This window comes from Castellaniella defragrans 65Phen, assembly GCF_000612685.1.
In the GTDB taxonomy this organism is placed as follows: domain Bacteria; phylum Pseudomonadota; class Gammaproteobacteria; order Burkholderiales; family Burkholderiaceae_B; genus Castellaniella; species Castellaniella defragrans.
The window spans coordinates 2,939,587-2,951,928 of the sequence record NZ_HG916765.1 but is presented as its reverse complement, the minus strand read 5'-3'; the positions used below and the strand labels follow the sequence as shown (position 1 = coordinate 2,951,928).

At 70.0% G+C, this 12,342-nt stretch carries 8 protein-coding genes; 3 read left to right on the top strand and 5 right to left on the bottom strand.

The window, feature by feature from the left end:
- Positions 1–26 precede the first annotated feature (26 nt).
- The 4 genes from BN940_RS13150 to BN940_RS13135 form a co-directional block, all read right to left on the bottom strand.
- Entirely contained in the window at positions 27–791 is a 765-nt protein-coding gene (locus BN940_RS13150; protein ID WP_052355855.1) for an IclR family transcriptional regulator, read from the bottom strand.
- A 565-nt stretch (positions 792–1,356) separates the two neighbouring features.
- Positions 1,357–2,139: an IclR family transcriptional regulator gene (locus BN940_RS13145; RefSeq protein ID WP_052355854.1), complete on the bottom strand. Its 783-nt coding sequence runs from the start codon at positions 2,137–2,139 to the stop codon at positions 1,357–1,359.
- 284 nt (positions 2,140–2,423) lie between these two features.
- Positions 2,424–3,737, bottom strand: a complete 1,314-nt coding sequence (locus BN940_RS13140; RefSeq protein ID WP_043685705.1) for an IS1380 family transposase — start codon at positions 3,735–3,737, stop codon at positions 2,424–2,426.
- 88 nt (positions 3,738–3,825) lie between these two features.
- Positions 3,826–4,284: a MarR family winged helix-turn-helix transcriptional regulator gene (locus BN940_RS13135; RefSeq protein ID WP_043683793.1), complete on the bottom strand. Its 459-nt coding sequence runs from the start codon at positions 4,282–4,284 to the stop codon at positions 3,826–3,828.
- A gap of 122 nt (positions 4,285–4,406) precedes the next feature.
- Here BN940_RS13135 and BN940_RS13130 point away from each other — a divergent pair, with 122 nt between their 5' ends.
- Together BN940_RS13130 and BN940_RS13125 are read left to right on the top strand one after the other, a co-directional pair.
- Entirely contained in the window at positions 4,407–5,171 is a 765-nt protein-coding gene (locus BN940_RS13130; RefSeq protein WP_242404196.1) for a siderophore-interacting protein, read from the top strand.
- Between the two features lie 197 nt (positions 5,172–5,368).
- A complete protein-coding gene (locus BN940_RS13125; protein WP_043683788.1) occupies positions 5,369–7,672 on the top strand; it encodes a putative bifunctional diguanylate cyclase/phosphodiesterase in 2,304 nt (767 codons plus the stop codon).
- 97 nt (positions 7,673–7,769) lie between these two features.
- Here BN940_RS13125 and rpoN read toward each other — a convergent pair whose 3' ends face one another.
- On the bottom strand, positions 7,770–9,221 hold the full coding sequence (gene rpoN, locus BN940_RS13120; protein WP_477021188.1) for an RNA polymerase factor sigma-54: 1,452 nt from the start codon (positions 9,219–9,221) through the stop codon (positions 7,770–7,772).
- 207 nt (positions 9,222–9,428) lie between these two features.
- Here rpoN and BN940_RS13115 point away from each other — a divergent pair, with 207 nt between their 5' ends.
- A complete protein-coding gene (locus tag BN940_RS13115; protein ID WP_043683784.1) occupies positions 9,429–12,161 on the top strand; it encodes an ATP-binding cassette domain-containing protein in 2,733 nt (910 codons plus the stop codon).
- The last annotated feature ends 181 nt before the right edge of the window (positions 12,162–12,342 follow it).

Sequence of the window (12,342 nt, the reverse complement as noted above, 5' to 3'; positions counted from 1 at the left end):
AGCGGGACTGGAGAAAGCCGATCCCCTCAGTTCAAGCGCTTTTCGATCGTCCTGAGGGCGTGGAGCAGCACGTCGCGCAGGGTTTCCTTGGTATCGCGGTAGCGCGGGGTCGGCAGGGTGATGGCCAGGGTGCATCGGGTGCCGCCGGGGACGGTGAACGCGATGGCCAGGGAACTGATGCCTTCGGAGTGCTCTTCGTTGTCCTCGGCGATACCCTGGGCGCGGATGCCGGCCAGTTCCTTTTCCAGCCGGGGCCAGGTGGTCATGGTTCTGGCGGTGTACTTTTCCAGGGTCAGGGTTTCGCGGGCGGCCTGGAGTTCGGCGGGGCTCAGCGCGGCGAGGATGGCCTTGCCGCTGGCCGAGCAGTGCAGGGGGAGGGTGGCGCCGACTTCGATGATGGAGGTGACGCGCTGGCGGGCGAGGATGCGGTCGACGAAGACGACGTGATCGGCTTCGGCCACGCCCAGGGCGACGGTCTCGTCGGTGTCGTCGGCCACCGCGGAGAGGATCGGGCGGATCAGTTCGGTGACGGGGAAGCGGGTGGCCGCCGCCAGGGACAGCAGCATGGGGCCGAGCCGGATGCGCCCGCCGCTGGTGCCGATGAACACGAGGGACTCGTCGGACAGCGAGTCGACGATGCGCTGTACCGTCGAGCGGGCGAGGCCGACCTGCTGCGCCAGGGCGGTGAGGGTCATGCCTTCGGAGTGCTTTTCCAGCACCCGCAGCAGCGCTGCGGCCCGGGCGATGACCTGGATTCCTTGCTTTTCGGCGTACCGGGTGACGTCGTTCATGGGGGTTTCTGGCCTGGCGGTAGGGTGTGGTTTCAATACAATTGTATTGTACTATGGTTTCTTTGGGCTGGCTGTCGTCCGGCGGGGTGCCGGATCGCGCGTGCGGGCATCATCGCCCCGGTCCGGGTCTTCGGCCACGGGAAGGGGGGCACGGTGGCGCGGGTGGGCGAAGGCCTCGCCGGGTTCCTGCCCGGCGAGCAGATCCTCTGCGGTCCGCCCCACCCATTGCCGCGAGCACTGCCCGCCGTGCCTGCGCGAGAAGACCAACATCCGCCTTGTATCTTTACGCCTCGGACCGCCTCGGACCGCTCCGGGCAGTCCGAGCGGCCTCTGGAATGTGTGAAGCCCGCCTCTGATCACTGGACGCCTGAGCCGGACCGTCCCTTCTTGCCGCCCGAGCGGTTGCAGGAACTTGAAGTTCGGTCAGCAGCACCCAGGCCAAGACCGATGCGCTGGACACGCGCATGCGGGCGGCTTTTGTCCGCGTGCTGCACGCACCGGCACACCGAGCGTGAACGCTTCGCCAAGCCGCTGGCCGATGCCGAACCGCAGCAGTTGCAGGCGTTCAGAGCTTGGCGATCAGCGTGCTGCAGTGCCGGGGGAGGGCGGCGATGAGTTCCTGCTCGCGGACGGCGAAGCGCTGGGTCGGCACCGGAATCGAGAGGGCGGCGATTTCGTCGCCGCGGCAGCGGAAGGCCATGGCGACGGCGCAGATGCCCTCGGAGTTCTCCTCGCGGTCGAAGGCGATGCCCGTGGCGCGGATCCCGGCCAGTTCCCGTTCGAGCGCATCCCAGGTGGTGAGCGTGTTCGGCGTGTGCCGCCCCAGGCTGATGCGCTTTTTCAGCCGGGCGAGTTCCTGCGGGCTCAGCAGCGCCAGCATGGACTTGCCGTTGGCGGCGGAATGCAGCGGGAAAGAGGCGCCGACCGCCGAGACGGCGACCAGGCGGTGGCTGCTGGCGATCTGGTCGATGAACACCGCCTTGTCCTGGTCCAGGAGCGACAGATCGACGGTTTCGCCGGTTTCCTTGGCCAGGGCTTCGAGCGTCCCGCGGGCGACGTCGGCGATGTCGAAGCGCGTGGCGGCGGCCAGGGAGAGCAGGGCGGGGCCGAGGCGCACGCCCATCGTCGGCGAGGAGGCGATCAGCAGGTTTTCCTGGTCCAGCGCATCGACGATGCGCTGGACCGTGGACCGCGGCAGCCCGACCAGCTTGCCGATTTCGCCCAGCGACAGTCCTTCGGGGTGGCGCTGCAGGATCCGCAGGATCGCGGCGGCGCGGGAAATGACCTGGATGCCGCCTTTGTCCGGGGGATTCGGCTGGAGGGAGGCTTGGGTGCCGCTTCGGGGCATGCGGATTCTCCTGGATGCCAGTATGGGGATCAGCAGAAACCCGGAATTATCCCATGGTGTCCGCAGCAAGGATAGCGAGGTCGCCGGCGCGGCGAAGGCATCGCGGCGCCTTAGCCCGAAGATTTCTTCAGCAAACCTGCTGAAGCGATTTTTGGGTGCGCAGGCTGCCCCGGCGATGAAGCAGTAGGGATCAGCGGTGTGTGGAGCAATTTTTCAGTGCCGCGGACGCAATTCCCCCTACCCCCGTTGCGTTATAACGTGCCGGGGACAGCACTTTTTCAGCGTTACGGAGCCATGGCGCGAGCGGCGTGCGCGTAGACATGGCGCAGCGGATGATGCGAGGCCAGCAGGATGCGAACGCGCCGGGTATTGCGCACGATGGCCGCACCGATTTTCAGTAGACGTACCCGGATCGTCGCGGCGCTGGCGCGCTCCAGTTCAGTGCCTCGTAGCGCCGTCTCGCGCAGGCGCTGCATGAGCGTATAGGCCAGGGCAGCCAGCAGCAGTCGGAACTGGTTGGCGGCGAAGCGATGGCAGCTGGCTCGTGTGCCGAACAGATCGAGCTGGGCTTCCTTGATGCGGTTCTGCGCTTCGCCCCGGGCGCAGTACAAGCGTTCGTACAGTTGCATGGCATCCGAATCAGCAAGGTTGGTGACCACGAAGCGCGGGTTGACGCCCTGGGCGCCATATTCCAGGCGGGTCAGCACCCGCCGGGGGCGGTTCCACGAGCCGGCCGCGTAGGAGAACTCACTGACCATGCGCTGCTTGCGCCCGGTGCGCTCGTAGTCGCGCCTGAGGACTTCCTCAGCCTGCGCAACGCGCGCCTGAAGGCGCTTGTTGCGAGCCAAGCCGATGATGTATTGCACATCACTGCGTTCACACCAGCGTATCAATCGCTGACGGCAGAATCCCGAGTCCCCGCGAATGATGATCCTGACTTTTGGCCATGCCTGGCGCAGCCGGTTCACCAGCAGGCGCAGCACCGCCGCCGCATGCCTGGCCCCGTCAATACGACTGGGCCGCAGCAGGCAGGCCAGCATCGACTGGCCGCAGAACACGTACAGCGGTAGATAACAGTGGTGGTCGTAGTAAGCGTGGAACTGCTTGTGCTCCTGCTCGCCGTGCAGCGGGATATCCGAGGCATCCGCGTCCAGAATCAGTTCCTTGGGGGCCGTGGCGAAGCTGGCGATGAAGTGTTCAACCAGCACCCCATGCAGTGCCCACGCATCGGCGCGGGTCGCACCCGTTTCCAGACGACTGAGCGTGGGCGAGCTGGCCAGGGGACGATCCCGCCCGATCGCCGTTTGCATCAGAGAATCGGCGCGCAGGGTATCGTGATCGTTCAGGTCTTCGTAGCCGCAACACAGGCCGTACAGGCGCTGGGCCAGCAAATCGCGCAGGCGGTGGTGGATGCGACCAGCGGCTCGGCGCTCGGTCAGCGCCTTGGCCGCCATGCGCGACAGGCCGGTACGCGCATCAATTCTTCGCAGCAGCATCAGCCCGCCGTCGGAACTGAGATCGCCACCCTGGAAATTCGCTTGCAAATGGCGCCGTCCAAGCCGCCCAAAGTCCAGTTGTTCGGTGGTACGATCTGGTATCGGCACATCTTTCCCCAAAATCTTGTTCGCACCTTGATTTTATGCGGGTTTCAGGGATGTGCCGATTCCTTTTGGTGAAAAATCCAGGCTAGTCCGGCCGGCCCGGCCGGTCCGAATGGCCGGCGCTGTCGCGCGCCTGCCGCAGCAGCGCCAGCAGGTCCGCCTGCATGGACGGCGGACAGTCCCGCAGCAGCTCGGTGGCCACGCGCTCCTGGAGCGTGCGCAGCTGCGCGAAAAGCCGTTCGCCCTGCGCGCTCAGGCGCAGGCAGCGCACGCGCCTGTCGCTTTCGCTGGCGCTGCGGATCAGCCAGCCGCGTTCCTCCAGGTGGGCCAGGAGCCGCGCCATCTGGGCCTTGTCGGCGTGGCTGCGCTCCACCAGGCCCTTCTGCGTCAGGCCGGGCTGGCGGCCCATGCGCAGCAGGATGCGCATCTCGTTGAAGGTGAGTTCGGGGTGCACGGCTTCCATGGCCTTGCGCATGCGCGCGCGGAACAGGTGCAGCAGCTCGTGCAGGCTGTCGAAGACCTCGATGGGCAGGGAGGGGTTCATGGCGACCGGTTAATTGTTGACTATATCAACTTATTGGCACAATAATAGTGGACTTTAACAACCAATAGGGAACCATGTCCACAGACGAAAAAACAGCCGGAAAAACAGACGAACAAGCGGTCATGCGGCGCGTGCGCCATCCTTTCCGGGCGCGCCACGTGCAGGTGCTCGCGCGCGAGTCCCTCAGCCCCGGCTTCGTCCGCCTGACGCTGGGCGGACCGGAACTGCATGATTTCACGAGCGCCGGCTTCGACGATCACGTCAAGCTCATCCTGCCGCAGGCGGGACTGGACAAGCCGCGCCTGCCCGTCCTGGTCGACGGCCGGCCGCACGTCGAAGGCCCGCGCCCCGTGATGCGGGACTATACGCCGCTGCGCTTCGACCCCGCCAGCCGTACGCTGCTGATGGATTTCGCCCTCCATGGCACGGGGCCGGCGGCCGAATGGGCGCGCAGCGCCCCGATCGGCCAATGGGCGGGCCTGGCGGGCCCGCGCGGCAGCCTGCTGCTGCCCGAGGATCTGCAATGGCACTGGCTGCTGGGCGACGAGACGGCCATGCCCGCGATCGAGCGCCGCCTGGCGGAGCTGCCGGCGGGGACGCGCGCCGTGGTGCGGGTGCAATTGAGCGACCCCGCCGACCGGCGCGCCTGGCGCAGCGCCGCGGCGCTGGACCTGCAGTGGGTGGAGTCGCTGGCCGATGCGGCCGACGCGCTGGAGATTCCGCCCGGCCCCGGCTTTATCTGGGCCGCCGGCGAGCACCGCGTCATGGCGCTGCTGCGCAAGCGGCTGCTCGCCCGGCCGGGCGCCGATCCGCGCCGCATGCGGATCGCCTCGTACTGGAAGCAGGGCGAGGCGGGGCACCACGAGGAACTCGGCGCCGGCGGCTGAGGCTGCGCCGGGAGGGGGCGGCCCGCTCGTGATCGGGCGCTGTCCGCCGGGGCTCGCGCCGCCGCGCGAGCGGGGCAGGCCGATGCCGGCCGGATCGATGCGCAGGCGCGCTGAAGCCGCGTTCCCGTGCGCTATAGTTGCGCTTTGGCGTGGATCACCGACCCGCATGGCGGGCCCCCCCGGAAGCGCGACAGCCTATGTTCATCGAGCTCGTCAAAGGAGTTTCCCTGCTGCTGGCGCTGTGCTTCCTGCACGGCGTGAACGTCCGGCTGTGGCGTTCGCGGCCGCTGGCGGGGCAGGTGTTCTCGGGCCTGATCTTCGGCGGCATCTGCGTGGTCGGCATGCTGACGCCGCTGGCGCTGGAGCGCGGCGTCATCTTCGATGCGCGCTCGGTGGTGCTCAGCATGGCGGGCCTGTTCGGCGGCCCGCTGGTGGCCGGGGTGGCGGCGGCGATGGCGGCCGTGGCGCGGCTGTCGCTGGCGGGCGAGGGCGCCCTGGTCGGCCTGCTGGTGATCCTGCTGTGCGCCGTCTCGGGCCTGCTCTACCGCCGTGCGCGGACGCTCGGATGGCTGGACGTGGATCCGGTCTCGCTGGCGTGCTTCGGGCTGCTGACGCATGCGGCGGTGCTGGGCCTGTTCCAGTTCCTGCCCGCCGATGTGGCGCGGCATTTCAATGCGATGGTCGCCCAGCCGTTCCTGCTCACGTTCACGTCCGCCACGGTGGTGCTGGGCCTGCTGCTGCGGGACATGGACGACCGGCTGGCCACCGAGCGCGTCCTGGCGGACACGGCGGCCCGGCTGCGAGAATCGGAACTGCGCTTCCGTTCGGTGCTGCTCAACATCCCTTCGATCGCGGTGCAGGGCTATCGCGCGGACGGCACCACGACCTACTGGAACCGGGCGGCGGAGCGGCTCTACGGCTATACGGCGCAAGAGGCCATGGGCCGCAGCCTGCCCAGCCTGATCGCCCCGGCTTCCCTGCGCGAGCGGATGCGCGAGGACATCGCCCGCATGTTCGCCACCGGCGAGGTCGCCGCGGCGCGCGAGACGCGGCTGCGGCGCAAGGACGGCTCGCCGGTGGACGTGTTCTCCAGCCATGCCTTCGTCGATGCGCCCGGCCAGCCGCCGGAGATGTTCTCGTTCGACGTGGACATCTCGGGCCGCAAGGCCGCCGAGGAGGAGGCGCGCCACCTGGCCTCCTACGACGCGCTCACCCAGCTGCCCAACCGCCGGCTGCTGGCCGACCGGCTGCAGCGCGTCCTGACCGAGGGCGCCCGCTCGGGCCTGATCACGGCGGTGTTCTTCCTCGACCTGGACGATTTCAAGACCCTGAACGACACCCAGGGGCACGAAGTGGGCGACGAGCTGCTGCGGCAGGTGGCGCGCCGCCTGCGCGAGAGCGTGCGCGAACGGGACACCGTCGCCCGCCTGAGCGGGGACGCCTTCGTGGTGGTGGCGCCGGGCCTGAGCGACAGCGCGCCGGAGGCGGCCCGCCAGGCGCGCGCGCTGGGCGAGCTGATGCTGGCCCGCCTGCGCGAGCCGTGCGACCTGGCGGGGCAGGAATACCACTGCACCGCCAGCATCGGCGTGGCGCTGCTGGACTGCGCCTCGGAGTCGGTGGACGAGGCGCTCAAGCGGGCGGACATGGCGATGTACCGCGCCAAGGACGCCGGGCGCGACACCCTGTGCTTCTTCGATCCGGACATGCAGCAGGCCGTGACCCGCCGCGCGGCGCTGGAGACCGAGCTGCGCAACGGCCTGCGCCAGGGCCAGTTCCTGCTGCTCTACCAGCCGCAGGTGGACGGCGAGGGGCGCGTGACCGGCGCCGAGGCGCTGGTGCGCTGGCGCCATCCGGTGCACGGCATGGTGCCGCCGGCCGAATTCATCCCCCTGGCCGAGGAGTCCGGGCTGATCCTGCCGCTGGGCCACTGGGTCATGGACACGGCGCTGCGCCAGCAGGCCCGCTGGCGGACGGACCCGGCGTTCGGCCGCCTGGACCTGGCGATCAACGTCAGTCCGCGCCAGTTCCGCCAGGAAAACTTCGTGACGCAGGTCCTCGCGCTGCTGCGCGAGACCGGTGCCGATCCCGCGCGGATCAAGCTCGAACTCACCGAGAGCCTGCTGCTGCACAGCGTGGACAGCGCCATCGAGACCATGCGCGCGCTGCGGGCGCACGGCCTGGGCTTCTCGCTGGACGATTTCGGCACGGGCTACTCCTCGCTGAACTACCTCAAGCGCCTGCCGCTGTCGCAGATCAAGATCGACCAGAGCTTCGTGCGCGGGGTGCTGCTGGACCCCAGCGACGCGGCCATCGCGCGCTCCATCATCGCGCTGGCCGACAGCCTGGGCCTGGGCGTGATCGCCGAGGGCGTGGAAACCGAGGCGCACCGCCGCTTCCTGCTCGGGCACGGCTGCCCGGCCTTCCAGGGATACCTGTTCGGCCGCCCGATGGCGCTGGAGGCGTTCGAGCAGCACGTCCGCGCGGCGCGGCCGGACCGCTGAGCGCGTCCGGACGGGCGGTTGCCCTCTGCGTCCCACGCTCCGCGGCGCGGCGCCCAGAAGCGGCGTCCGGCAGCGGCGTCCGGAAGCGGCCCAGTCCTCAGTAATGGACCCTGCGCAGTTCCACCGCGGGAATCTTCAGCTGCCCCCGGTACTTCGTGACGGTCCGCCGCGCCACGAGGATGCCGTGGCGCGCCAGCTGCTGGGTCAGGTCCACGTCCGACAGCGGCTGCGCCGGGTCCTCGGCGTCGATCAGTTCCTGGATCAGCGCGCGCACCGCGCCGGCCGAGCAGGAGCCCGCGCCCTCGGTGCCCAGTTCGCGGGAAAAGAAATGGCGGAATTCGTACAGGCCGCGCGGCGTGAGCATGTACTTGCCGGCCGTGGCGCGCGAGACGGTGGACTCGTGGATGTCCAGGTCCTCGGCGATCTCGTGCAGCATGAGCGGGCGCAGGGCCACGTCGCCGTAGTCGAAGAAGCGCCGCTGGCGCAGCACGATCGCCTCGGCCACGCGCAGGATCGTGGCGTAGCGCTGCTCCACGTTGCGGATCAGCCAGCGCGCTTCCTGCAGCTCGCGCTGCAGCGGCTCGCGGCTGTCGCAGCGCGCCCGCTGGAACCAGTCCGCGTATTGCCGGTGCAGGCGCGCCCTGGGGATGGCGGCTTCGTTCAGGCGCACGCGCCAGCGCGCGCCGACCTTGTCGATCACCACGTCGGGGATCGGGTAGGAGATCGGGCTGTCGTCGTAGCGCAGGCCCGGCTTGGGGTCGAGCGTGCGGATCAGTTCGCAGGCCTGCCTCAGCGTGGCGTCGTCCGCCCCCAGTTCCCGCCGCAGTCCGGCCCAGTCGTTGCGCGCGAGCCGCGACAGGTGCCCGTCCACGATGGCCCGCGCCAGCCGGTGCGCCGGATCGCCGGCGTCCTCCCGCGCCCGCAGCTGCAGCATCAGGCATTCGCGCAGGTCGCGCGCGCCGATGCCCGGCGCGTGCAGCTGCTGCACCAGACCCAGGGCCATGCGCCACTCGGCTTCCTCGGCGGGCGGATCGAAGGCGCCGTCCTCCGACAGCGAATCCAGGGGCTGGCGCAGGTAGCCGTCCGGATCCAGGGAGTCGATCAGGTAGCTCGCCAGCATGCGGTCGCGCTCCGACAGCGGCAGCGTGCCCAGCGCCCCGAGCAGGCGGTCGCGCAGGGACCGGCGGGTGGGCTTGTGCGCGAAGGGATCCATGTCGCCCTGCGCGGCCGGCTGCGGATAGTCGCCGGGGTAGGGCGCGTCGGGCGCGTCCGGGGCGGGCGGCGCCGGCTCGTCCAGCGTGTCGGCGGGCCCGGCGGGCAGCAGTTCTCCGCCGGCGGCGGGCGCCGTGGACAGGGCGATGTCGGCGCAGGCGGCGACGGGATCGGACTCTTCCTCGGCTTCTTCCAGGAAGGGATTGGTCTCCAGGGCATGCCGGACGGCCTGCTGGAATTCCAGGGTCGACATCTGCAGGAACTTCACGGATTGCTGCAGACGGGGAGCGAGCGCCATGCCATGGCGCAGCTGTAGTTCCGGACCGGCGTAGCTCAACGTTTCCTCCATTCATCGAAGTGGCGACATTCATTGAAGTCGCAAGGAACGACTTCATTTCAAGCAATATCCATGCCAAGTGGGCGGCCGGCGGCCCTCCGAGAGGACGCGCGCGCGAGGCGCCGGACGAGCGCCGCGCGGGCGCCGATGCCCGGGTACAGAAATTGCGCATCGTCGGTAGTTTTTACGTGGCGCGGAGGTGCCGGCATGGAGAAGGAAGACGATGCGGCGTTTGCCCGGCGCGAGGTGTTGCGCATCATCGGCGGCGTGCTGTGGGAGCAGCGCTGGCGCACCGGGCTCGCCCTGGTCCTGCTGGTGGCGGCCAAGCTCTTCATGGTGGCGGTGCCGATCGCGCTGAAGCGGATCGTGGACGTGCTCGGCGCGCCGGCCGGGCTGGTGCTGCCGGTCTTCCTGCTGCTGGGCTACGTGCTGCTGCGCTTTGCCGGCAGCCTGGGCACGGAGATCCGCGACGTGGTGTTTTCCCCGGTGGCCCAGCGGGCGGTGGTGATCTTCACGCTGCGGGTCTTCCGCCATCTGCAGTCCCTGGGCGCGCGCTTCCACGGGACGCGGCAGACCGGCAGCATGGCGCGCGACCTGGACCGGGGGACGGCGGGCGTCTCCTTCCTCGTGGGCACCGCGCTGTTCACGCTGCTGCCGACGGTGGTGGAGATCGTGTCGGTGGTGGGCATCCTGGTGTTCGGCTACGATCTGGCGTTCGCCGGCGTGGTGGCCGCGACCTTCGTGCTGTACGGCGTCCATACCTCGGTGCAGATCGGCCGGCGCATCCCCTTGCAGCGCCACCTCAACGACCTCGACTCCCAGGCGGGCGGCAAGGTGGTCGACAGCCTGCTGAACTACGAGGCGGTCAAGCTCAACGGGACCGAGGCGGGCGAATCGGACCGGCTCGAAGGCGTGCTGCGCCAGCGGATGGAAGCGGCGGTGCTCAACCAGAATTCGCTGTCGCTGCTGCACGTCGGGCAGGCGGGCATCATCGCCGTGGGGCTGGGCGCCGTCATGCTGCTGGCGGGGCAGCAGGTGGTCGGCGGACGCATGACGGTGGGCGACCTGGTGCTGATCAATGCCTACATGATCCAGATCTGCCTGCCGCTGAACATGCTGGGGCTGATCGTGCGCCAGTCGCGCGAGGCCTTCATCGCGGCCGAGCGGGTCTGCGCCCTGCTGCGCCTGCCGCCCGAGCCCGGCGCGGAGCCCGGCCTGCCGGCGCTGGCCCAGGGGCCGGGAGAGGTGGCGTTCGAGAACGTGTCGTTCGGCTACGAGCCGGGCAGGCGCATCCTGCACGACGTGGACCTGCGCATCCCGGCCGGCAGCACCCTGGCGGTGGTGGGCGGCAGCGGCTCGGGCAAGTCCACCCTGGCGCGGCTGCTGCTGCGCTTCTACGATCCGGACGAAGGCCGGGTGCTGGTGGACGGCCAGGACGTGCGCGCGGTGGGCATCGCCAGCCTGCGCCGCCGGCTCGGCATCGTGCCGCAGGACACGCAGCTGTTCAACGACACCATCGCCTACAACATCGGCTACAGCCGCCCGGGCGCCACGCGCGAGGAGATCCGCCAGGCCGCCGCGGCGGCCCGCATCCACGATTTCATCGAAGGCCTGCCCGCCGGCTACGACACGCCGGTGGGCGAACGGGGGCTGAAGCTGTCCGGCGGCGAGCGCCAGCGCATCGCCATCGCCCGGGCCCTGCTCAAGCGGCCCTCCATCATGATCTTCGACGAGGCGACCTCGGCGCTGGATACGCGCACCGAGCGGGCGATCCAGCAGGAGCTCGACCGCATCGCGCGCGACCACACCACGCTGATCATCGCCCACCGGCTGTCCACCATCGTCGATGCGGACCGCATCGTGGTGCTGGACCGGGGCCGGGTGGCGGAATCCGGCACGCACGAGGAGCTGCTCGCGCGCGGCGCCGTGTATGCGCAGATGTGGCAGCTGCAGCGCCAGCTGAGCGCGCTGGAGACGGCGGGCGGACAGTCCGAGCGCCTGCCCGTGAATCTCGTCGCCCTGGTGGCCGGCGTGCTGGACGCCTCGCGCGACCTGCTGCGTGGCCGCGGGGTCAATCTCTATACCCTGATCGGCGCCGAGGCGGCCCGCATCACGGGCGACCCCGGCGCCCTGCAGCGCCTGATCCTGGACCTGCACCTGCGCGCCCTGGCCTTCACGCCGCCGGGCGGCCGCATGGCGCTGAAGCTCGCCCGCGACGGCCCGGTGACGCGCCTGTCCATCACCGACGGCCGCGCCTCGCCGGACGGGGCCATCGTCCAGGCGCCGCTCGACGATCCGGCCCTGGCGCGCGCCGCGGCGCTGGACCCGGCCGCGCTGGCGGCCGACATCCAGCGGCAGGGCGGGCATTTCTCCGAGATGCGCGAGGCGGATGGAGCGATGACCGCGTCGGTGGAATTTCCGCTGCGGCCCCTGGCCGATCCCGATCCGGCCGCGTCCGCGCCGGCGGAGCCGACGTCGGCGGAACTGTCCGGATTGACCGACCTGTCGGGGCTGGCCGTGATGCTGGTCGACGACCACGACGAGGCGCGCGACATGCTCTCGGCCGTGCTGCGCGACGGCGGCGCGCGCACCGAGGTGTATTCGAGCGGCCGCGAGGCGCTGGATGCGCTGCTGGGGCGGGCGTTTCCGCAGTGGCCCGACGTGCTGGTCTGCGACATCTCCCTGGGCGACATGGACGGCGATGAGGTGGTCGCGCGGGTGCGGGCGCGCGAATCCGAGGCGCGCGTCGCCCTGTCCGGCCAGCTGCCGGCCATCGCCGTGTCCGGCCATGCGTCGCCGGAATACCGCCTGCGCGCGCTGATGGCGGGCTTCCAGATGCATCTGAGCAAGCCCGTGGACGCGCGCGAGCTGCTGGCCAGCGTGGCGACGCTGGCGCGCTCGCGCCGGCCGGCGAAGGAAACCCCGGCCGGGAGCCCGTGAGGCCGGGTACGCCCAGCCGGGGTTTCGCGCCGCGTCCCGCCCGGTCCGGCAGGTTCCGCCCGGCTTGGTCCAGTTCGGCCAGGTTCCGCCCGGTGCCACCCGCGCGCCGGTCGCGGCACGGTACTTGCTCAAGCAGGGATGCGGCGCTGCCTTTCGTGGTGCCACTCAAATCAGGAGAGTC

What these genes read in the sequence shown, in the direction of transcription:
- BN940_RS13150 (WP_052355855.1), bottom strand. Translation starts at nt 791, where the DNA reads ATGAACGACGTCACCCGGTACGCCGAAAAGCAAGGAATCCAGGTCATC.
- BN940_RS13145 (WP_052355854.1), bottom strand. Translation starts at nt 2,139, where the DNA reads ATGCCCCGAAGCGGCACCCAAGCCTCCCTCCAGCCGAATCCCCCGGAC.
- BN940_RS13135 (WP_043683793.1), bottom strand. Translation starts at nt 4,284, where the DNA reads ATGAACCCCTCCCTGCCCATCGAGGTCTTCGACAGCCTGCACGAGCTG.
- BN940_RS13130 (WP_242404196.1), top strand. Translation starts at nt 4,407, where the DNA reads ATGCGGCGCGTGCGCCATCCTTTCCGGGCGCGCCACGTGCAGGTGCTC.
- BN940_RS13125 (WP_043683788.1), top strand. Translation starts at nt 5,369, where the DNA reads ATGTTCATCGAGCTCGTCAAAGGAGTTTCCCTGCTGCTGGCGCTGTGC.
- BN940_RS13115 (WP_043683784.1), top strand. Translation starts at nt 9,429, where the DNA reads ATGGAGAAGGAAGACGATGCGGCGTTTGCCCGGCGCGAGGTGTTGCGC.